This window comes from Monashia sp. HAY1-11D (assembly GCF_056868035.1).
On the sequence record NZ_CP200320.1, the window covers coordinates 928,619 to 949,131 of the forward strand.

The window sequence follows — 20,513 nt, forward strand, 5'->3', positions numbered from 1 at the left end:
CGGTCGGACGGTCGGTGCCGGAAAGGGGCGGCACGGGTCGGGGGCTCGGGGGAACGTGTTGGCGGAGGCGGACGGGAATCGAACCCGCCTGACCGGGATACCCGGTCACCACGGTTTTGAAGACCGCGCCCGTCACCAGGCGGGAAACGCCTCCGCGACCGACCCTACCCCGCGGGCGGCCTCCTCGACCCGTGTCGTCCCCTTGCGCCGCCGCTCCCGCGATGTCCCTCCCGCGGTGGCACGATGGCGGCATGACGGCGCCCACGTCCACTCGGACCGAACCAGGCCTGCGCCTGACCCAGTACGCGTCCGGTGGCGGGTGTGCCTGCAAGGTGCCTCCGGGCGAGCTCGAACGCGTCCTGGGCGCATTGGCGGCCGACACGGCGCCGGACCTGCTCGTCGGCGTCGAGACCGGGGACGACGCCGCCGTGGTGCGGATCGACGGTGACCGCGCCGTCGTCGCGACGACCGACTTCTTCACCCCCGTGGTGGACGACCCGTACGACTGGGGGCGCATCGCCGCGACCAACGCCCTCTCCGACGTCTGGGCCATGGGCGGTGAGCCGCTCGTCGCCCTCAACCTCCTCGCCTGGCCCCGCGACCGCATCCCCTTCGACGTCGCGGCACAGGTGCTCCGCGGTGGCGCCGACGTGGCCCGCGCCGCCGGGTGCCACCTCGCCGGGGGTCACAGCATCGACGACCCGGAGCCGAAGTACGGCCTGGCCGTCACCGGCCTCGCGCACCCGGATCGCCTGCTGCGCAACGATGCCGGCGTCCCGGGCCTGCCGCTGACGTTGACCAAGCCAATCGGGCTCGGCCTGCTCAACAACCGCCACAAGGCCACCGGCGAGGTCTTCGCCGAGGCCGTCGCCGTGATGACGACCCCTAACGGTCCCGCCTCGCGCGCGGCGCTCGCCGCCGGGCTGCGCTGTGCGACGGACGTCACCGGATTCGGCCTGCTCGGTCACCTCTACAAGCTGTGCCGCGCGAGCGGCGTCGGGGCGGTCGTCGCGGCCGCGGCCGTGCCGTACGTCGACGGGGCCCGCGCCGCGTACGCGGCGGGCTACGTGCCCGGGGGCAGCCGGCGCAACCTCGACTGGGTGCGCCCGCACCTCGCCTCCCGCGTGGACGAGGACGAGCTGGTGCTGCTCGCTGACGCACAGACCTCGGGCGGGCTCCTCGTCGCCGGAGAGCTGCCCGGCCACCCCGTGGTCGGCCGTCTCGTGGCGCTCGACGACCCCGCGCTCGACGGACGCGTCGTCTCGGTCCGCTGACGTGCTCGGCACGCGTCCGACCCTCCGCGTAGACTGCGACCCGATGGCGGTGGGGCTCGCCGACAACCGCAGCACGACGCTGCCGACAGTCCCTACCTGACGAATTCACCTGTCCAGGTAGGAGAACCGCATGACCGCACCACTCGGCCGCGACCCGCAGGTCGACGAGACCGTCGCGCCCCGTCAGCCACACCGCGTGGACCCTCGGGTGGACCCCGACGTCGGCCCTGACGTCGGCCGGACCGTTCCGGAGCGGCGCCGGGACCGGGGCGCGCACCAGCTCGTGCTGCCGGTCATCGCCCTCGGCGGCGTCCTCGGTGCCTGCGCCCGCTACGGCCTAGCCCAGGCGCTCCCGACCCCGGCCGGCGGCATCCCGTGGACCACGCTGTCGATCAACGTCTCCGGCAGCCTGCTCATCGGCGTCCTCATGGTCTTCGTCGTCGAGGTCGGCGGCGCGCACCCGCTGCTGCGCCCGTTCGCCGGCGTCGGCGTCCTCGGCGGCTTCACGACCTTCAGCACGTACACGTCCGAGACCACGGTGCTGCTCCACGGCGGGCACCCGGCCCTCGCCCTCGGCTACCTCGTCGGCACCCCGGTCGCCACCCTGGCCGGCGTCGCGGCCGGGGTCCTGCTCACGCGCGCGGCGCTCGCCGTGCGCCACCGTCTCGCCACCCGTGGAGGTTCCCGATGACGACGCTCGACGGCCCCGCCCGCCGCCTCACGGTCTACATCGGCGAGGCGGACACCTGGCACCACCGCCCGCTGCACAGCGAGATCGTGCACCGCGCCCACGCCGCCGGCCTCGCCGGCGCGAGCGTGTTCCGCGGCATCGAGGGCTTCGGCTCGTCCAACCTCGTGCACACCTCACGGCTGCTCTCCCTGTCCGAGGACCTGCCCGTGGCCGTCGTCGTCATCGACACGGCCGACCGCATCGACGCCTTCCTCCCGCACGTGCAGGAGGTCGTCGGTGAGGGGCTGGTGACCATCGACGACGTCCACGTCGTGCACCACGTCTACCGCCCGCGCCCCGCAGCCCCCGGCACCGCGGGCTCCCCCGACGCCGGCCGCACCGACGCCGGGGGCACCGAGCCGTGACGGCTCTGCTCCTCGTGTGCGCCGGCGCGGCTGTCGGGGCCCCCGCCCGCTACCTCACCGACCGCGCCGTCCAGGCCCGCCATGACAGCCTCGTGCCGTGGGGGACCTTGACGGTGAACGTCGTCGGCTCCCTGGTCCTCGGGCTCGTCACCGGCCTGTCGGTGGCCCACCACCTGTCACCGGCGGTCACGCTCGGCATCGGGACCGGCTTCTGCGGGGCGCTCACCACGTACTCGACGTTCAGTTACGAGACGGTGCGGCTGCTCGAGTCGCGAGCCGTCCTCGTCGCCGCGCTCAACGTCGTCGGGTCGCTCGTGGCCGGCCTCGCGGCCGCGCTGGCCGGCTACGCCCTCGGCGCCGCGCTCTAGCCGCCGCACCGCGGAGGCCGGACGGTCACGTGAGCGGCTGGCCGCCCGTCACGCCGAGCACCTCGCCGGTGACGTAGCTCGACTCCTGCGAGGCGAGGAACACGTACGCGGGGGCCAGCTCCGCCGGCTGGCCCGCCCGACCGAGCGGTGTCTGCTCCCCGAACGACTCGACCTTGTCGCCGGGCATCGTGGCAGGGATGAGCGGCGTCCAGATCGGTCCGGGCGCCACGGCGTTGACGCGGATTCCCTTCTGCGCCAACGACTGCGCGAGTCCCTGCGTGAACGCGACGATGCCCGCCTTCGTCGTGGCGTAGTCGAGCAGCTCCGGGGAGGGCTGCCGCGACTGGATCGAGGAGGTGTTGATGATCGTCGCGCCGGGCTGCAGGTGCGGCAGCGCCTCGCGGCAGAGCCAGAACATCGCGTAGAGGTTTGTCTTCATGACGCGGTCGAGCTGCTCGGTGGTGATGGCGGCGAGGCCGCCGGGCTGGGCCATCTGGTAGGCCGCGTTGTTGACGAGGACGTCGATGCCGCCCAGCTTCTCGACGGCCTCCTCGACGACGCGTCGGCACTCCTCCTCCCGGGTGAGGTCGGTCAGGCAGACGGCGCCCCGACGGCCCGCCTCACGCACGAGCCGGACCGTCTCCTCGGCGTCGGCCTCCTCCTCGGGCAGGCACGCGACGAGCACGTCCGCGCCCTCCCGGGCGAAGGCGATGGCGACGGCCCGGCCGATGCCCGAGTCGCCGCCCGTGATGACGGCCCGCTTGCCCGCGAGCCGGCCGCTGCCGCGGTAGGACTCCTCCCCGTGGTCGGGCTCGTCGCCCATCTGGCCGGTCAGCCCGGGGTGCGGGATCGTCGCGCTGTCCTCGGGCTGGTCGTACTGCCGGCTGGGGTCCTGGGGCGTGTGCTGGTCCGACATGGGTGGCCTTCCTGTCCTCTGGGTCCGCCGCGGCGGCCTGCTGCCCCACTCCTACCCCTTGCCACGGCGCGGCCACCCTCGCGTTCGGACAGGCCCTTGACCGAGCCCCGGAGCGTGCGCCACAGTCTCCCCATTCCGCTGACAAATCGATTGGGCACACATGGTAACGACGCCGAGAGCTTCGATGAAGGACGTGGCCGCCCTGGCCGGTGTCTCGGTCACGACCGTGTCCCACGTCCTCAGCGACGCCTCCGGCAAGCGGATCAGCCCCGAGACGCGAGACCGGGTCCGGTCCGCCGCCGAGCGGCTCGGCTACCGACCCAACGCCGTCGCCCGCGGGCTTCGACTGCGCCGCACCCACACGCTCGGGCTGGTCAGTGACCAGATCGCGACCAGCCCGCATGCAGGGCACCTGATCCTCGGCGCCCAGGAGGCGGCCTCGAAGCTCGGGTGGCTGCTCGTGCTCGTCAACACCTCCGACGACCGCGACCTCGAGGAGCGCGAGATCCGCTCGCTCCTCGACCGGCAGGTGGACGGGTTCCTCTACGCGACGATGTACCACCGGGTCGTGGAGGTGCCGCGTGCCCTTGCCGGCAGCCCCACGGTCCTGCTCGACTCACGTCCTGTGGACGGTTCGGTGTCGTCCGTCGTCCCGGACGAGGTCGCGGGAGGTCGCGCGGCCGTCCGAGAGCTGCTGCGCCACGGCCACCGACGGGTCGGCTTCGTGACGAACGTCGACGACATCCCCGCCACCCATGGCCGGCTCGAGGGCTACCGGCAGGCCCTGGCCGAGGCCGGGGTCCCGTTCGACCCCCGACTCGTCGTGGCCGAGGCCCCCGACACCCACGGTGGCCAGCGGGCGGCCCGCCGGCTCCTCGGTGGACCGGATCGCCCGACCGCCCTGTTCTGCTTCAGCGACTCGATGGCGATGGGCGCCTACCACGCCGCGGCGGAGCTGGGGCTGCGGATCCCCCACGACGTGTCGGTCGTCGGCTTCGACAACCACGAGCTCATCGCAGACGGCCTGCGTCCCGAGCTGACCACCGTTGCTCTCCCGCACCACGAGATGGGGGTGCGGGCGGTCGAGCGGCTGCTGCACGAGATCGACCTGGCGGCGCCGGCCACCCCGAGCCACCAGTCCCTGCCGTGCCCCGTGGTACGGCGCCGCTCGGTGGGCCCACCAGGCCCCACCTAGCCGGCAGCTCCACCCGCAGGACCGTCGTCGCGCCGTCCGCTCTGGACGCCGTAGCGCACCCCCACCCGACGAGCGGCGATGCCGCGCGCCCCGACGACCCACCTGCGCCAGCCAGTCCACCTCCGTCACGACCCAAGGAAGCGATCGTGTGAACCTGCTCAACCGACACCGCAGCGGAGCCCTCCGCAGAAGGCGTACCACCACCACGGCTGCAGCCGGGGCCCTCGCCGTCCTCGCCACGCTGGCGACCGGCCCGGCTGCGTCCTCGGCCGAACCGGCCCCGTACACCGAGCAGTACCGGCCACAGTTCCACTACACGCCGGCCAAGAACTGGATGAACGACCCGAACGGGCTCGTCTACTACGCGGGCGAGTACCACCTCTTCTACCAGCACAACCCGTCCGGCAACCAGTGGGGCAACATGTCGTGGGGCCACGCCGTGAGCCCCGACCTCGTGCACTGGACCGAGCTGCCGGTCGCGATTCCCCAGGACGACCAGGAGATGGTCTTCTCCGGCAGCGCGGTCGTCGACAAGGACAACACGAGCGGGTTCGGCACCAGGGACAACCCCGCGATGGTCGCCGTGTACACCCGTCTCGACAAGGCGACCGGCATCCAGTCCCAGGCGCTGGCCTACAGCACCGACCACGGACGGACGTTCACCAAGTACGCCGACAACCCCGTTCTCGACATCGGGTCGCGTGACTTCCGAGACCCCAAGGTCTTCTGGTACGAGCCCGGTCACGAGTGGATCATGACCGTGGCCCTGAGCGCGGAGCACAAGGTGCGCTTCTACCGCTCGAGCAACCTCAGGACGTGGGAACACCTGAGCGACTTCGGACCCGCCGGTGCCACGGGCGGCGTCTGGGAGTGCCCGGACCTGTTCCCGCTCGCCGTGGACGGCGACAGGAAGAAGACCAAGTGGGTGCTGCTCGTCAACATGAACCCCGGCGGAATCGCGGGCGGGTCGGCGAACCAGTACTTCACCGGGACGTTCGACGGCACGCGCTTCGTCGCCGACGACAAGCCGTACGTCCCGCCGACCGGGCGTGACGTCGGCAGCTTCGACGACGGCACGTACGGCGGGTGGGCGTCCGACGGCGCCGCGTTCGGCACCACGCCCGCGACCGGGAACCTGCCGGGACAGGGAGGCGTCTCGGACTGGGTGGGCACCGGGCTGGCCAACAGCTTCAACGGTGGCGACGGAAGCGTCGGCACCCTGACCTCTCCCCCGTTCACCCTCGATGCCGGGTACCTCAACTTCAAGGTCGGCGGTGGGAACCACCCCTACGTGCCGGGGTCGACCGTCGACCCGGCTCCGCCGGCAGGGGACGTCTTCGCCGACTTCGAGGGCACCGACTACGGCCCCGGGTGGACGACGACCGGTGACTTCGTCGGTACCGGTCCCGTCAAGGGCACGATCGGCGACCAGCAGCAGGTCACCGGCTACCTCGGCGAGCAGCTGGTCAACACCTTCATCGACCACGACGCCTCGCAGGGGACCATCACCTCGCCGGAGTTCACGATCGGCAAGAGCCACATCAACCTGCTGGTGGGTGGCGGCAACCACCCGTCGACGACGAGTGAGCCGACCGCCGTGAACCTCCTCGTCGACGGCAAGGTCGTCAGGTCTGCCACCGGTACGAACAACGAGGCACTGAACTGGACGAGCTGGGACGTCGCCGAGTACGCCGGTCGGAGCGCGGTGATCCAGATCGTCGACAAGAACTCCGGCGGTTGGGGACACATCAACGTCGACCACATCATGTTCTCCGACGAGGCCGCGTCACCACGAGCCGTGGACACGTCCGTGCGCCTCGTCGTCGACGGCCAGGTCGTCCGGTCCGCCACCGGCTCGGACAGCGAGACGCTCGACTGGAACGGCTGGGACGTCCGCAACCTGGCCGGCAAGACCGCTCGAATCGTCTTGGCCGACAACAACACCGGCGGCTGGGGCCACATCCTGGCCGACCAGTTCAGCTTGTCGAGCACCCCGGCGAGGTCCAGCCTGCAACGCGCCCACTGGGTCGACTACGGCAAGGACGACTACGCCGGCGTCACCGTCAACGACGCCCCCGGTGGCCGACGCGTCATGATCGGCTGGATGAACAACTGGGAGTACTCCGGCTCCATCCCGACCTACCCGTGGCGCAGCGCCATGACGGTCCCGCGCGAGCTCGGCCTGCGCACGAGCGGGGACGGCCTGCGACTCGTGCAGCAGCCGGTCCGCGAGCTGCAGGGGCTGCGCGAGGCCGCCACGCTCAACACCGGCAACCTCGCGCTGCCGGACGGCTCCACGCGGCTACCGGCCAAGGGCACGGCGTACGAGCTGACCGCGACGTTCGCGCCGGGCACGGCGAGCACCTTCGGGCTCGCGGTGCGAACCGGGAACGGCCAGCAGACCCGCATCGGCTACGACCGGTCGGCCGGGAGCTCTTCGTCGACCGGACCCGGTCCGGGGACGTCGGCTTCAGCTCCGACTTCCCCGGCGTGCAGCGCGCTCCGATGGCGGTCGACGCGAACGGGGAGGTGAGGGTGCGGGTCCTCGTCGACTGGTCGTCGGTCGAGGTCTTCGGTCAGGACGGCTCGGTCGCCATCACCGACCAGATCTTCCCCGACGCGGGAAGCGACGGCCTCGAGGCGTTCTCCACAGGCGGCACCGCAACGCTCAAGACGGTCAAGGTGACCCCGCTCCACTCCGCCTGGGTCGACTAGCCCACAAGGGCCGAACCCCCACCCGTGCTCGACCGTCGTTCTCCCGCGGCTGCCCCCGACTAGGGGAAGGTCGCGGGAGAACGACGGTCCGACCGGCTTTCAGCGGGCCACGGAGGACCGGAGCATGGGTGTGGCCCTGACGGCGTTGACCGCCCGGTCCGCGACGACCTGGCCATCGCTGCCGGAGTCGAGGATCGTGTTCCGCGCCGACTCGGGGTCGACCATGACGGCGGTGACATCGAGGTCGTCCGCGGCCTCGGTCGTCAGCAGGGCGTCCACTTGGGCCGCGTAGCAGGAGTCGCTCGACGTCGAACGCACGTCCATCGCGACGACGTGGTTGGTGGAGACGAAGTTGCCGGCCCCCGCCACGAGCCGGATGATGACGGGGGTCGCGCCGCTGGGTCGGACCCCTCGTGAGTCGACGACCTCGGAGAAGTGGTTGCCGACCACCGAGTTGTTGCTCCCGCTCACACGGAGCAGCCCACTGCAGTCGTCCACTCCGTTGTCGACTCCCAGGAACGGCGTCCAGGGCTCGTTGTCGCGCAGGAAGTGGTTGGTGGCCACGAGGTTCTCCGAGCTGTTCCCCGTGAGGACGACCATCCCTGGGTAGAACGAGTGCAGCCGGTTGTTCGTGACGCTGGAGCGCGTGACCCCTTCGAGATGGACGCTGCTCGCGCCCCGGGGGAAGACGTTGTTCGCGGTGATGAGGAGCCCGCCGTGGTGCTCGGCGTAGATCGAGTGGCCCTTGAAGCCGGCTCCGACCAGGTTGTCGGTGACCTTGCACGCCTGCCCCCACCCGCGCAGCTCGATGCAGCTGCCACACTCCGCGAGGAAGTTGTCGTGCACCGACAGGGCGTCCGCGTGGTAGACGGTGAGGGCGTTCTCGAGGTAGACGAACCCCATGCCGGTCACCCGGAACGAGTCGTTGGCGTCCGCGACGTAGATGCCGGTCTTGCCGTTGGTGTAGGTGTTCTCCCGGTGCCGTCCCGACCCGTCGGGCTCGAAGTGCAGCCCGTCGAGGCAGAAGTTCGAGAACTCGACCGAGCTGAGGCGCGGGCTGCCGCTGCGTGCGACGAGGAAGGCAGCCCCGGTGGACTCCTCCGAGGCCACGCCGACGGGCAGGTCCACGAGGATGCGACTCCCTCCGGGCCACAGCTCGTGCAGGTCGGGCCACTCGTGCTCGGGGACGTTGAACCGGATGCTCGACGACGCGAAGCCGTGTCCGGAGCCCTGGATCGTGAGGAAGCTGACGTCGACGAGCACCTGCGTGCGAAGGCGGTAGTCCCCCGGCGGGAGGTAGATGACCGCGCCGGGCCTTCCTTCCTCCCCGGTACCGGTGCCGTGCTGCCGGGACTTGATGTCGGCGATGATGCTGTTGATCACCTCACCGACGTCCTCGAACGGGTCGCCGACGGGCCATGCGGTCACGTCGTAGTGGTTCTTGCTCGACACGAGTACTTCCCTTTTCCGCCGGGGTCCGACCCCCGGCTCGTGCGATGTGGCGGCGTCGGGCGTTCGTCAGCCCTTGACGGCGCCCAGGGTGAGGCCGGCGACGATGCGGCGCTGGAGGAAGAGCGTCAGGACGACGACGGGTACCGAGTAGAGACAGGCCAGGGCGGTCATCGGTCCCCACTGCAGGCCGAACTGGGTCTGGAAGTTCGCGATGACGATGGGGGTCGTCTGCCCCCGGGTCGCGGTCAGCAGGAGCGCGAAGAGGAACTCGTTCCATGAGGCGAGGAAAGCGAAGATCGCCGTCACCGCCACGCCTCCCGACACGACCGGCAGGATCACCGACCACAGCGCGCGCAGCCGACCGCAGCCGTCTACCCGGGCGGCCTCCTCGAGCTCGGCGGGCACCGACTCGAAGAAGCTGCACAGCAGCCAGATCGACAGTGGCAGCGAGATGGTCGCGTGGGCGAGGCCGAGGCCCGTCGGGGTGTCGCGAAGCCCGAGCGCGCTCGTCATCGCGACGAGCGGGATGCCGATCGCGACGGGAGGCACCATCCGCGTGACGAGCGTGGCCGACATGAACACGCGTCCGGCCCGGCTGGCGAACCGGGTGATGCCGTACGCCGCCGGCACCCCCAGGCCGATCGACAGCGCGGTGCTGATGAGCGCGGTGCTCAGGGAGTTGACGAACGAGGCGACGACGCCGGGGGCCTGCAGCGCGGCGGTGTAGTTCTCCAGGCTCCACGTCCGCGGCAGCACCGCGGGCGGGATGGCGATCGCGTCCGACGGCGTCTTGAAGGACGTGAGCACGAGGTAGACGAACGGGAAGCCGAAGAGGGCCACGACCACCACGAGGCAAACCCACAGGGCGACCACGGTCGAGCGTTTCTGGCCGACGTTCCTCATGAACGCTCACCTCCCGGGCTCCAGATGGTGCGAGCTGCGACGACGGCGACGGCAAGCAGCACGACGAGGTAGACGATGCTCATCGCCGCGGCCCTTCCGGGCTCACCGAAACGGACCATGGTCTGGTAGATGAGCAGGCTCAGGGTCTGCGACGCCGACTGCGGCCCGCCGCCGGTCTGGATGAGGATCACGTCGAAGGCACGCGCCGCGTCGACGCCCCGCACGATCAGCGCCACCGCGATGACTGGACGGAGCATCGGCAGGATGACGCGCACGAGCATGGTGGGCGCGCTCGCGCCGTCGAGCCGGGCAGCCTCGAGGACGTCTCCGGGGATGTTCTGCAGCCCGGCGAACAGCACGAGCGTCATGAACGAGGTGGTGAGCCAGATGTCCGGGATGGCGACCGAGAACAGCACGATGTCAGGGTTGCTGAGCCAGCCGACGGCATTGGGGTCCTCGAGGATGCCCACTTGGGACAGCAGCTGCCCGACGATGCCGAAGTTGTCGATGAGCAGGAACCGCCAGAGCAGGCCCGCCACGACCGGCGCGATCATCAACGGGTAGAGAAAGATCGTGCGGAACACCCGGGAGCGCTGCCCCAAGGCGTTGAACAACAGCGCCGTGGCGAGGCCGAGGGCGAACTCGCACGTCACGACGAACACGGTGTAGACCACCGTGCGCCCGGCCGCGGCCCGGAAGTCGGCGGAGCCGAGCACGTCGGTGAAGTTGCCGAAGCCGACGAACTCGCTCGTACCGGCGAGGGGCTGGGTGTCGAAGAGGCTGTCCCAGCACAGCTTGACGACGGGCCACGCGACGAACGCCGAGAGGAACAGAGCCGCCGGCACCATGAGCAGCAGGGCGAAGCGTCGGTCGCTCACGGGCTGACGCAGGCGGGACGGCGGCGATGGTGCCGGCGTGCTCGTGGTCATCTCACGACACCAGCGACTCGACCTGGCCCTTGGCCGCGGAGAGCAGCTGGGCGTAGTCGGCACCGGGGACGAGCGACTTCTGGAGCATCGGCACGAGGACGGTGTCGACGATCTGCTGCCACTTCGGCGTCGCCGGGCGCGCCTTGGTGGCGGGGCCGTCGAGCGTGGCCGTGAGCGCGGCGAAGTGCTCGTAGCCCGGCTTGCCGGCGTACTCGGCGAAGGCCGACTTGCGGGCGGCGAGGCCGAGCGACGACTTGATGCTCAGCGCGTTGTTGTCATAGGCGAACTGGATGAACTTCGTGGCCTGCTCGGTCTTTCCGCCCGACTTGGGGACCGAGAGGTACCACGGACCCGGCACGCCGCCGACACCGGCCGAGCCGCCGATCATCGGGGCGGCACCGACCTTGCCATGGACCGGCGAGTCTGCCGGGATGAGCGGGAAGGCGTGCGCCCAGAAGCGCATCATCGCCGTCTTGCCCTGGTTGAAGAGGTTCTGCGCGCCAGCCCAGTCGACCTGTGCGGCGCCTGGAGGGGCGACCTTGAGCTTGTTGTTGAGGTCGCTGTAGAAGGTCAGCGCGGCGAGGTGCTCGGGGCTGTCGATGATGACCTTGCCGGACGGGTCGAGCACGAGGCCCTTGGCGCCTGCCTGGCCCACGTGGGCGAGCCACTCCGTCTCGACGGCACCCTTGACGTCCGTCCCGTACAGGGAGGTGCCCCGGGTGAAGAACGCAGCGGCGTCCTGGAACTGCTGCCACGTCGTGGGCGGCGCGAGCGGGTAGCCGTACTTCTTCTCGAACGCTGCCTTCTCCTTCGCGTCCTCGAAGAGGTCCTTGCGGTAGAAGAGGATCTCGGCGTTGGTCCAGACCGGCATGCCGACGTAGGCGCCGTTGATCTGCGCCCCCGTGACCAGGGACTCGAAGAGGTCGCCCTTGACGGCGTCGGTGAAGAGGGCGTCGAGGGGCGCGAGCGCACCGGCGAAGGTCGGCAGCCACACGGCGTCGAGTGCCGCGACGTCGAAGGAGACGGAGCCGGCCGACAGCTCGGTCTGGAGCCGGTTGAACAGGCCGTCGTAGGGCAGCTCGACGAGCTCGACCCTCGTGCCGGTCTGCGACGTGAAGCCGGCAGCGACCTTCTCGAGCTCGGCCTTGCCGCCGGCCTCGACGAGAACCGAGAGGGAGCCGGACGAGCCGGTACCCGCGCCGCTGCTCGCAGGGGCCGGGCCACCGGCCGCGCACGAGGCGAGCGCGGCGGTGGCGCCGGTCAGGCCGGCGAGCTGGAGAAAGGATCGTCGGGACCAGCCCGGCGTCGCTGGTGATTGCGGGTTCATGGTGCCTCCACAGGGACGGGGCGACAGCGGGTGACGGGTTCTCCGAGGACCGGCTCCGTTGCCTGTTAACTCGTGTTAACGGGCCGTAGTTAACTCGTGTTATTGTCACGTGTCAATACTTCGTCGGACGATGGGATGGTGACGACCGTGCCCCAGAGCGACTCCCCCGGCCGGATCACGCGGCCTGCCACGGACACCTCGACCCCCCGAACCGGCGCCGGCGCGACCGGCGCGACCGGCGCGACCGGCGCGGTCGTCCGCCGTCCGCGACAGCGCGACGTCGCCGATCTCGCCGGCGTGTCGAGGACGACGGTCTCGCTCGTGCTCAACGACGTCGAGGGCGTGGCGATCCCGGAGGAGACCCGACAGCGGGTCTGGGACGCCGCCGCCCGCCTCGGGTTCCAGCCCGACGCCGTGGCGCGCAGCCTGCGTGGTGGGCACAGCAACATCGTCGGCCTGGTCACGAGCGAGATCGCGACGACGCCGTATGCCGTGGCGATCATCAAGGGCGCACAGGACGCCGCCTTCGAGCGCGGGCAGACGTTGCTCGTCATCGACACCGAGGGCGAGCAGGCCGCCGCGGTCGACGCCGTCGCCCGGCTGCGCCAGTGGCGCGCCGACGGGCTCATCCTCGCCACCGACTACCACCGCCAGGTCGAGCTACCGCCCGGCCTCGGTGACCTTCCCGTCGTGCTCGTCGACTGCTTCGTGGAGGCACCGCCGGCTCCGACCACCGTCGACCCGGATGCCGGCGCCGACGTCCCCCGTCGACCCCTGCCCACGGTGCTGCCCGACGAGGTGCAGGGTGGGCGGCTCGCCACCCAGACCCTCCTGGACGCCGGGCACCGGCGCATCGGGTTCATCAACGGACCCGACACCTTCCCCGCCTCGGCCGGACGGCTCGAGGGCTACCGCGCAGCTCTCGAGGCCGCAGGCGTGGACTTCGACGAGCAGCTCGTGCGCCCCGGCGACTGGTGGCAGGAGTCGGCCTCCCTTGCCGCCACGGAGCTGCTTCGCCTCGACGACCCGCCGACCGCGATCTTCTGCGGCAACGACTGGATGGCCATGGGCGCCTACGACGCCCTGCGCGAGCTCGGCCTGGCAATCCCCGGGGACGTCAGCGTCATCGGCTTCGACAACCGCGTCGAGATCGCCGACCACATGCGCCCGCGCCTCAGCACGGTCGCCCTCCCCTACCGGGCCATGGGCCACGAGGCGGTCCGCATGCTCCTCGACGGTGAGCGACGCTCTGAACCGGTCCTGCTCGAGTGCCCCCTCGTGTCGCGGGATTCCGTCGGCCCACCCCCGCACGGTCGCGGAACCACGCGTCGACTGGTGCCCTGACGCGACGACCGGCATGCGCAAGGACGACAGACCCCTTGACCGGCACCAGCCGGCGCGGCTAGATTCGCCGGCGACCGAGTTAAACGTATAACGGTTAGGAGTTCGCGATGGCGCGAACCGGCGGTCGGGGCGGCCCGACGATGAAGGACGTCGCACGGGAGGCGGGCGTCAGCCAGGCTGCGGTGAGCCTGGTCCTCAACGACGCCGCCGGCTCGCGCGTCTCGGCCGAGACCCGTCAGCGGGTGCTCGACGCGGTGGACCGCCTTGGCTACCGGGTGAACTCGGCCGCCAAGTCGCTCCGAGAAGGCCAGTCGCGCCTCATCGGCTTCGTCGGTGACACCGTCGCGAGCGAGCCGTTCGCCGGTGACCTGGTCGAGGGTGCGCAGGACCAGGCATGGGTCGACGGGCACCTCATGCTCATCATCAACACCGGCGGTGACCCCCTCATCGAGGAGCGCGCCATCGACTCGCTCCTGTCACGCCAGGTCGACGGCATCGTCTACGCGTCGATGTACAACCGCCGCCTCAAGATCCCGCCGCTGCTGCGCGAGGTGCCGACCGTCGTCGTCAACGGCACGGCGGACGACGGCTCGCTCCCCGCGGTCGCGCCCGACGAGTACACCGGCGGACTCGAGGCCACCCGACACCTCGTCGAGCACGGTCACGAGCGCGTGGCCTTCATCAACATCGCTCCGGCCGAGTCGATGCTGCCGGCGGTCGTCGAGCGCGAACGTGGCTACGTGGACGCCCTCACCGAGGCGGGCCTGCGCGTCGACCGGACCCTCGTCAAGTACGGCGACGGTGACGCCGTGGCCGGTCACCGGCTCGCCACCCAGCTGCTCCGGCGCAAGCGCCGGCCCAGCGCGATCTTCTGCGGTAACGACCGCACCGCCTGGGGTGCCTACCTGGCCGCCGGCGAGCTCGGCCTCAAGGTCGGCACGGACGTCTCGGTGGTCGGCTTCGACAACATGCCGGTCATCGCGCCACACCTGCGCCCAGGCCTCACCTCGATGGAGCTGCCGTTCGCCGAGATGGGGCGGCGCGGCGTCGCTCGCCTGCTCTCGGGTGACACCGACCCCACCGTCGAGCTGCTGCACTGCCCGCTCGTGTCCCGCGGGTCGGTCGGCCGCCCGGTGCCCGCGTCATGACCGCCCTCACGCTCCGGCGACCGAAGCAGGAGGCACCGGGCGCGGGGCCGCAGGCCCCTGCACCCACGACCGGCCCGTCGCTCGCGACGCGGATGGCGGCCCGGTGGCAGCTGTACGCGCTCCTCGCCCCTGCGCTCGTCTACCTCGCGCTCTTCAAGTTCTGGCCGATGTACGGCGTCCAGATCGCGTTCCGCAACTTCAACCCGTTCGACGGGTTCGCGGGCAGTCCGTGGGCCGGCCTCCAGCACTTCCACCGGTTCTTCACCTCACCGCAGTTCGCGACCCTGCTCGAGAACACGCTGGGTCTCGCGGTGACCAACCTCGTCGTCGCCTTCCCGGTGCCGATCATCCTCGCCCTCATGCTCAACCAGCTGCCGGACGGGCGGCTGCGTTCGGTCGTCCAGGCGGTCCTCTACTCGCCGACCTTCATCTCGACCGTCGTCGTGGTCGGCATGCTCTATCTGCTGCTGTCGCCACGAACCGGCTTGGTGAACAACGCGATCGAGCTCCTCGGCGGACAGCGCATCCTCTTCATGGGATCGCCCGAGTGGTTCCGGCCGATCTTCGTCGGCACGACCGTCTGGCAGGAGTCCGGCTTCCAGATGGTGATCTACCTCGCCGCGCTCGCGAGCGTCGACCCGGCCCTGCACGACGCCGCCCGGGTCGACGGCGCCAACACGTGGCAACGCCTGCGTCACGTCGACCTGCCCGGCATCGCGCCGACCATCGCCGTGATGTTCCTCCTGGCGGTCGGCAACCTCATGAACGTCAGCTACGAGAAGGCCCTCCTCATGAAGACGCCCCTCAACCTCGAGACCTCCCAGATCATCCAGACCTACATCTACCAGGCCGGCCTCCAGCAGGCGCAGTTCAGCTACAGCGCCGCCATCGGATTGTTCAACTCGCTGCTCAACCTCGCCCTCCTGCTCACCTTCGCGCGGGTCGTCTCCCGCCTCCAGCGGGGAGCCGGGCAGTGAGCGCCCGCACCGCCCCCTCCCTGTCGCGTCCACGGGCCGTGGGCCCGAGGCATCCCCGCACCCGTCGGCGGTCGGCGGGTGAGCGCACCTACACCGTCGTGGCCGGCCTCGTCCTCGGCGGAGCGGTGGTCGCGATCCTGTACCCGCTGTGGTTCATCCTCGTCGCCTCGTTGAGCGACCCCGACGCGGTCAACGCCGGTGCGGTCTGGCTGCTGCCGCAGGGGTTCACGACGGACGGCTACACGCGTCTGCTGTCCGACGCCACGGTGTGGCGCGGCATCGGCAACTCGGTGCTCTACACGACGCTCGCCACGGTCGTCAGCTGCTCGCTCGTGCTGACCAGCGGGTACGTCCTCGCCCGGCGGGACCTGCCCTGGCGACGGCTGCTCACGGTTCTCTTCATGACGACGATGTTCTTCGACGGCGGCATGATCCCGCGCTACCTCGTGGTCAAGGACCTGGGCCTGCTCGACTCGGTGTGGGCGATGGTGCTGCCGAACGCACTGGCCGTGTGGAACGTCATGATCGCTCGCACGTACTTCCGGTCGGCCCTGCCCGAGGAGCTGCGGGAGGCCTCGCAGCTCGACGGGGCATCGGAGTTCCGGCACTTCTTCTCCATCGTCCTGCCGCTGTCGAAGCCGCTCGTGGGCGTCATGGTCCTCATCCACCTCGTGTGGAACTGGAACGCGTTCTTCGACGCCTTGATCTTCCTCGGTGACGACACGAGGTACCCGCTGCAGCTGGTGCTGCGCAACATCCTCATCCGCTCCGAGGTCGCGGCCCAGGGCAACCTGACCTCCGACCTGGCCTCCTACGCCGAGGCGCAGCGGGTCGGCGAGCTCGTCAAGTACGCCATGGTCGTCGTCTCCACCCTTCCCCTGCTCGTCGTGTCCCCGTTCGCCCAGCGCTACCTCAACCGCGGTGGCGTCTCCGGCGCGCTCAAGGCCTGAGCGGTCATACGTATAACGCACTGCCGCTCGACCTTCCTCCGGACCTCGGAAAGACCGCTCCACCCGCACCGCCGCACCACCCCAGCACAACCACCGAACGCACCGACGGCGCTGCCGTTCGGTCCCGCGCCAAGGAGTACCCATGAAGAAGACCCTCGCCGTGGTCGCCGCCCTGAGCCTCTCGCTCGCGGCCGGCTGCTCGGCATCCTCGGACGCCGCAGACGGTCAGGCCGGCACCGGCTTCAGGACCACCGGCCTGCCGATCGTCACCCAGCCGATCACGCTCACCTTCACCGGCAGCAAGGCCCCGCTCGCCGACCTGCCCGCCATGAGCCTCGTCAAGCAGTGGCAGAAGGACACGAACGTCGCGATCAGGTGGCAGAACCTGCCCCTCGACGCGTACAAGGAGAAGAAGAACCTCATCCTCGCCAGCGGCGACCTGCCCGATGCGTTCTACAACTCGGAGCTGAGCGACTCCGACATCATGACCTACGGCTCGAACGGCACCCTCATCCCACTGGAAGGCCTGATCGACAAGTACGCCCCCAACCTCAAGAAGGTCTTCGAGCGGCGACCGGCCCTCAAGGCGGCCGTCACGGCAGCCGACGGCCACATCTATGCGCTGCCCAGCGCGGAAGAGCTCGACCTGGGATCCGTCCCGTTCTTCTGGTCGATCAACACGACCTGGCTCAAGAAGCTCGGCCTGTCGATGCCGCAGACCATCGAGCAGTACCACGACGTGCTGACCGCCTTCCACACCAAGGACCCGAACGGCAACGGCAAGGCCGACGAGATCCCGCTCAGCTTCATGAACAACTGGTGGTGCGCAGACGTCGGCGACCTCTTCGCCGCGTTGTCCGGCATGCCGGACAACGTCGACCACCGGATCGTGCGCGACGACAAGGTCATCTACACGGCGATCCAGCCCGAGTACCGCGACGCGATCGCGAAGCTGCACCAGTGGTACTCCGAGGGGCTCATCGACCCCGAGTCCTTCACCCAGAACGACAAGCAGTACCTGGCCAAGGGCAAGACGAACCCCGAGGTCCTCGGCTCGTACGTGTGGTGGGAGACCGAGGAGGTGGTCGGGCCCGACCGGACCAAGGACTACGCCCTCATGGGCCCGCTCCAGGGACCGGCCGGCAAGCTGGTCGGACGCTCCAACAACGTCGACTACAGCCGCAACGCGTTCGCGATCACCCGGGCCGACAAGTACCCCGAGGCGACGATGCGCTGGGTCGACCGCCTCTACGACCCGGTCATGTCGGCCCAGGTCGCGTGGGGTCCGATCGGCGAGGGCCTGCAGAAGGACTCATCCGGCGTGCTCGTCGCCACCCCGCTCAAGGCGGGCGAGGACGCCGGCGAGCGCCGCCAGAAGATCGCCCCGAACGGCCCCCACGTGGTCCTCAAGGAGGACTTCCAGTCGGTCGTCGCTCCTGAGCCGCGGGCGGCCCAGCGCGCCAAGGACCTTCAGCAGATCTACCTGCCCTATGCAGAGAAGCAGTCCTACCCTCTCGTCTTCTTCACCCAGGACGAGCTCGCCCGCATCGGCCAGATCGGGACGGACGTCAAGGCCATCGTCGACGAGAAGCGGGCCGCCTGGATCGTCCGCGGCGGGATCGAGCAGGACTGGGACGGCTACGTCGCGTCGCTCAAGCAGGCCGGCATCGACGAGCTCGTCTCGATCTACCAGGCCGCCTACGACCGCAACAAGAAGAACAGCCGGTGACGAGCGTGCAGGCGCCGGCGGGTCTCCGCCGGCGCCACCTCGTCGGGGGCGGGCGCACGTCCCGCCTGGCCGACCTCCTCGCGGACGATGCTGCGGTCTGCGCGTCGGTCGTCGTCCTCACGCTGGACTACGCGGCCGTCTCCCTCGGCTCGGTCACCGGCGGCGTCTCGGGTCTGGTGAGCTGGTCCGAGGACGGTGGCGGCAAGGACGGGGGTGGGCGTGTCGTCCTGGGGCTCGACCGCTCGGGCCGCCCCTGCGTCGAGGTGCGCACGAGGGCAGTGCCGGGACGGGTGGACACCGTGACCGCCGCAGAGCCCGTGCGGCTGGGCGACTGGCACCGCTTCGGTCTCGTCGTCGGGGACGACGAGGTCGGCCTGCACGTCGACGGGCTGCTGGTGGGGTCGGTGCGGCTCCCCGGCGCCTCGCTCCCGGCGCCCGGGGACGTCCTGGTCGGGGGTCGTCACGACACCGCCCTCTGCGACACAACCTCCGGCGGGACCCTCCTCGCGGGGGAGAGCGTGACCGGCGTGGTCGGGGCGGTGGGGCTGGCGGGCCATCGCGACCGCGCCAGCGCGTCGGCAGCCCTGCACGACGACGGTCCTGCCGACCATGCGCCGGTCGACGTCGTGGCAGAGGCTCGCCCGCTGGCGTCGGACGGACCCCTACCGGCCCACCTTCCACTTCCTGCCGCCGGCGCACTGGATGAACGAGCCGCACGCGCCGATCCAGGTCGGGCGTCTGCACCACCTCTTCTTCCAGTCCAACCGCACCGGCGCGCACTGGGGCGGCATCGAGTGGGGACACGCGGTCAGCACCGACCTCGTGCACTGGCGACACCTGCCGCCGGCCCTCTCGCCGGTGGACACCCCGGTGGCGCCCGACGGCGTCTGGAGCGGTGGCAGCGTCCTCGACGACTCGGGCCGACCGATGCTCTTCTTCACCGCAGGTGACGTCCGCTGCAGCCCGGACCAGTCGGTCGCCGTGGCGCGCCCGCGGGGCCTGGGCGCAGCCACCTCGTGGGTGGCTGACGCCGAGCCCGTGCTGCGCATGCCGACGAGCAAGGCCCTCGTGCCCGGCCAGTTCCGCGACCCCTTCGTCTGGCGTGAGGGAGACCTCTGGTTCATGCTCGTCGGTGCCGGGGTCGTCGGCCGGGGTGGCACGGCGCTGCTGTTCGAGTCGCGCGACGGCGAGACGTGGCGCGAGGTGGGACCGCTGCTCGTCGGTGACGAGGCGCGTCATCCGGAGGTCGGGCAGATGTGGGAGCTGCCCGTGCTGCTCCCCGTCTCCTCCCCCTCCGGGCGGACGGCCCACGTGCTCCTCGTGTGCCCGTGGTGGGAGACGGTGCCCGAAGGGCGCGTCGTCGAGGTCGTCCACTGGCTCGGTGACTGGCATGCCGGCACCCGCTCTTTCCGGCCGTGGCACCCCGACCCTCGGCGCCTCGACGTCGGCCGCCACTTCACCGGCCCGAGCGGCAACGTCCTGTCCGACGGGCGCACCTTCCTGTGGTCGATCACCCAGGACGGCCGCACGGCCGCCGAGCAGGCGGAGGTCGGCTGGGCCCACAACGCCGGGCTGCCCCTCGAGCTCTCGCTCGGCGCCGACGACACGCTGCGCGTCGCCCCTCTGCGTGAGCTGGCGACGCTGCGCGAGGACGCGATCCTCGACGTCGACGGTGGCAGTGCGGTTTCGGAGGAACCGGCCGGAAGAGATCCGGCCGGCGAGACGGTCACGGCGCCCGGCGCCGTCGCGGAGCTGTCGGTGGCCCCGCTCGAGCTCGACGTCCGGTGCGCCGCGGTGGCCGGCACGTTACGGGTCGACATCGTGCACGGCCACGACGAGCTGCATGCATCGGTCGGGTTCGACTGCGGTACAGGCCTCTTCCAGGTGCAGCGGCCCGACGCCCGGGCATACGACACGTGGAGCCCGACCGAGTGCGACGGTGCCGTGGCGCCCCGCGCGGACGAGCGCCTGCGGCTGCGGGTCTTCCTCGACGGGTCGATGCTCGAGGCGTACCTCGGCGACCGGGCCGCCCTCACAACCCGGGTGCGACCGCCGGCTGGCGCTCGACTGCGGGTCGTGCTCCCACCGGAGGCTGCGGACTGGAGCGTCCGGGCCTGGCGCCTCGGTCGTGCCGACCTCACGCCACCGGCCGAACCGGTGGACTGACCACCTTCTCCCTGCCCTTGCCCAC

17 protein-coding genes, 1 tRNA gene and 1 pseudogene are annotated in these 20,513 nt (G+C 70.8%); 12 read left to right on the forward strand and 7 right to left on the reverse strand.

Annotated features, from left to right (window positions below; genetic code table 11):
- Positions 1-59 precede the first annotated feature (59 nt).
- A tRNA-Sec gene (locus tag AC1VM9_RS04275) sits at positions 60-154 on the reverse strand.
- Positions 155-251: 97 nt separating this feature from the next.
- Here AC1VM9_RS04275 and selD point away from each other — a divergent pair.
- From selD to crcB, 4 genes are all read left to right on the forward strand, one after another.
- Positions 252-1,274, forward strand: coding sequence for a selenide, water dikinase SelD (gene selD / locus AC1VM9_RS04280; RefSeq protein WP_483121380.1), 1,023 nt, complete (start codon positions 252-254; stop codon positions 1,272-1,274).
- A 130-nt stretch (positions 1,275-1,404) separates the two neighbouring features.
- On the forward strand, positions 1,405-1,965 hold the full coding sequence (locus AC1VM9_RS04285) for a fluoride efflux transporter FluC (protein WP_483121381.1): 561 nt from the start codon (positions 1,405-1,407) through the stop codon (positions 1,963-1,965).
- Entirely contained in the window at positions 1,962-2,369 is a 408-nt protein-coding gene (locus tag AC1VM9_RS04290; protein WP_483121383.1) for a DUF190 domain-containing protein, read from the forward strand. Before AC1VM9_RS04285 ends, AC1VM9_RS04290 begins: the two co-directional genes overlap by 4 nt.
- Positions 2,366-2,737 carry a fluoride efflux transporter CrcB gene (gene crcB, locus AC1VM9_RS04295; protein ID WP_483121385.1) on the forward strand — a complete coding sequence of 124 codons (372 nt, stop codon included), beginning with the start codon at positions 2,366-2,368 and terminating at the stop codon, positions 2,735-2,737. Before AC1VM9_RS04290 ends, crcB begins: the two co-directional genes overlap by 4 nt.
- A 25-nt stretch (positions 2,738-2,762) precedes the next feature.
- On the opposite strand, the gene AC1VM9_RS04300 is transcribed toward crcB, so the two are convergent.
- Positions 2,763-3,653: an SDR family oxidoreductase gene (locus AC1VM9_RS04300; protein WP_483121387.1), complete on the reverse strand. Its 891-nt coding sequence runs from the start codon at positions 3,651-3,653 to the stop codon at positions 2,763-2,765.
- A 184-nt stretch (positions 3,654-3,837) separates the two neighbouring features.
- Here AC1VM9_RS04300 and AC1VM9_RS04305 point away from each other — a divergent pair, with 184 nt between their 5' ends.
- Together AC1VM9_RS04305 and AC1VM9_RS04310 are read left to right on the forward strand one after the other, a co-directional pair.
- Positions 3,838-4,848 carry a LacI family DNA-binding transcriptional regulator gene (locus AC1VM9_RS04305; protein WP_483121388.1) on the forward strand — a complete coding sequence of 337 codons (1,011 nt, stop codon included), beginning with the start codon at positions 3,838-3,840 and terminating at the stop codon, positions 4,846-4,848.
- 334 nt (positions 4,849-5,182) lie between these two features.
- Positions 5,183-7,563 (forward strand): annotated as a pseudogene (locus AC1VM9_RS04310) (GH32 C-terminal domain-containing protein).
- Positions 7,564-7,662: 99 nt separating this feature from the next.
- Here the strand turns inward: AC1VM9_RS04310 and AC1VM9_RS04315 are convergent.
- The 4 genes from AC1VM9_RS04315 to AC1VM9_RS04330 all read right to left on the reverse strand — a co-directional run bounded on the left by AC1VM9_RS04315 (position 7,663) and on the right by AC1VM9_RS04330 (position 12,174).
- Positions 7,663-9,015, reverse strand: coding sequence for a right-handed parallel beta-helix repeat-containing protein (locus tag AC1VM9_RS04315; RefSeq protein WP_483121390.1), 1,353 nt, complete (start codon positions 9,013-9,015; stop codon positions 7,663-7,665).
- A 66-nt stretch (positions 9,016-9,081) separates the two neighbouring features.
- A complete protein-coding gene (locus AC1VM9_RS04320) occupies positions 9,082-9,918 on the reverse strand; it encodes a carbohydrate ABC transporter permease (RefSeq protein ID WP_481340419.1) in 837 nt (278 codons plus the stop codon).
- A complete protein-coding gene (locus AC1VM9_RS04325; protein WP_483123969.1) occupies positions 9,915-10,766 on the reverse strand; it encodes a carbohydrate ABC transporter permease in 852 nt (283 codons plus the stop codon). The genes AC1VM9_RS04320 and AC1VM9_RS04325 overlap by 4 nt, the downstream gene beginning before the upstream one ends.
- A gap of 82 nt (positions 10,767-10,848) precedes the next feature.
- Entirely contained in the window at positions 10,849-12,174 is a 1,326-nt protein-coding gene (locus AC1VM9_RS04330) for an ABC transporter substrate-binding protein (RefSeq protein ID WP_483121392.1), read from the reverse strand.
- A 138-nt stretch (positions 12,175-12,312) separates the two neighbouring features.
- Between AC1VM9_RS04330 and AC1VM9_RS04335 the strand changes: the two genes are divergently transcribed.
- The 5 genes from AC1VM9_RS04335 to AC1VM9_RS04355 all read left to right on the forward strand — a co-directional run bounded on the left by AC1VM9_RS04335 (position 12,313) and on the right by AC1VM9_RS04355 (position 18,322).
- Positions 12,313-13,518 (forward strand): LacI family DNA-binding transcriptional regulator, encoded by a 1,206-nt coding sequence (locus AC1VM9_RS04335; RefSeq protein ID WP_483121394.1) that lies wholly within the window; start codon positions 12,313-12,315, stop codon positions 13,516-13,518.
- Positions 13,519-13,625: 107 nt separating this feature from the next.
- Positions 13,626-14,666 carry a LacI family DNA-binding transcriptional regulator gene (locus tag AC1VM9_RS04340; protein WP_483121395.1) on the forward strand — a complete coding sequence of 347 codons (1,041 nt, stop codon included), beginning with the start codon at positions 13,626-13,628 and terminating at the stop codon, positions 14,664-14,666.
- Positions 14,663-15,643, forward strand: a complete 981-nt coding sequence (locus AC1VM9_RS04345; protein WP_483121397.1) for an ABC transporter permease — start codon at positions 14,663-14,665, stop codon at positions 15,641-15,643. Before AC1VM9_RS04340 ends, AC1VM9_RS04345 begins: the two co-directional genes overlap by 4 nt.
- The gene (locus AC1VM9_RS04350) at positions 15,640-16,593 is read left to right on the forward strand and encodes a carbohydrate ABC transporter permease (protein WP_481346264.1); all 954 of its coding nucleotides are present in this window, start codon (positions 15,640-15,642) and stop codon (positions 16,591-16,593) included. The genes AC1VM9_RS04345 and AC1VM9_RS04350 overlap by 4 nt, the downstream gene beginning before the upstream one ends.
- 142 nt (positions 16,594-16,735) lie before the next feature.
- The gene (locus tag AC1VM9_RS04355) at positions 16,736-18,322 is read left to right on the forward strand and encodes an ABC transporter substrate-binding protein (RefSeq protein WP_483121399.1); all 1,587 of its coding nucleotides are present in this window, start codon (positions 16,736-16,738) and stop codon (positions 18,320-18,322) included.
- On the opposite strand, the gene AC1VM9_RS04360 is transcribed toward AC1VM9_RS04355, so the two are convergent.
- The gene (locus tag AC1VM9_RS04360) at positions 18,292-18,786 is read right to left on the reverse strand and encodes a hypothetical protein (RefSeq protein WP_483121401.1); all 495 of its coding nucleotides are present in this window, start codon (positions 18,784-18,786) and stop codon (positions 18,292-18,294) included. The genes AC1VM9_RS04355 and AC1VM9_RS04360 overlap by 31 nt on opposite strands.
- 145 nt (positions 18,787-18,931) lie before the next feature.
- On the opposite strand from AC1VM9_RS04360, the gene AC1VM9_RS04365 reads away from it, so the two are divergent.
- Positions 18,932-20,488 (forward strand): glycoside hydrolase family 32 protein, encoded by a 1,557-nt coding sequence (locus AC1VM9_RS04365; RefSeq protein ID WP_483121403.1) that lies wholly within the window; start codon positions 18,932-18,934, stop codon positions 20,486-20,488.
- Positions 20,489-20,513: the final 25 nt, after the last annotated feature.

Coding starts and splice junctions, on each gene's coding strand:
- AC1VM9_RS04290 (WP_483121383.1), top strand. CDS start 1,962: ATGACGACGCTCGACGGCCCCGCCCGCCGCCTCACGGTCTACATCGGC.
- AC1VM9_RS04330 (WP_483121392.1), bottom strand. CDS start 12,174: ATGAACCCGCAATCACCAGCGACGCCGGGCTGGTCCCGACGATCCTTT.
- AC1VM9_RS04320 (WP_481340419.1), bottom strand. CDS start 9,918: ATGAGGAACGTCGGCCAGAAACGCTCGACCGTGGTCGCCCTGTGGGTT.
- AC1VM9_RS04325 (WP_483123969.1), bottom strand. CDS start 10,766: ATGGTGCCGGCGGCTCTGTTCCTCTCGGCGTTCGTCGCGTGGCCCGTC.
- AC1VM9_RS04285 (WP_483121381.1), top strand. CDS start 1,405: ATGACCGCACCACTCGGCCGCGACCCGCAGGTCGACGAGACCGTCGCG.
- AC1VM9_RS04365 (WP_483121403.1), top strand. CDS start 18,932: ATGCGCCGGTCGACGTCGTGGCAGAGGCTCGCCCGCTGGCGTCGGACG.
- AC1VM9_RS04300 (WP_483121387.1), bottom strand. CDS start 3,653: ATGTCGGACCAGCACACGCCCCAGGACCCCAGCCGGCAGTACGACCAG.
- selD (WP_483121380.1), top strand. CDS start 252: ATGACGGCGCCCACGTCCACTCGGACCGAACCAGGCCTGCGCCTGACC.
- AC1VM9_RS04340 (WP_483121395.1), top strand. CDS start 13,626: ATGGCGCGAACCGGCGGTCGGGGCGGCCCGACGATGAAGGACGTCGCA.
- AC1VM9_RS04345 (WP_483121397.1), top strand. CDS start 14,663: ATGACCGCCCTCACGCTCCGGCGACCGAAGCAGGAGGCACCGGGCGCG.
- AC1VM9_RS04305 (WP_483121388.1), top strand. CDS start 3,838: ATGAAGGACGTGGCCGCCCTGGCCGGTGTCTCGGTCACGACCGTGTCC.
- AC1VM9_RS04355 (WP_483121399.1), top strand. CDS start 16,736: ATGAAGAAGACCCTCGCCGTGGTCGCCGCCCTGAGCCTCTCGCTCGCG.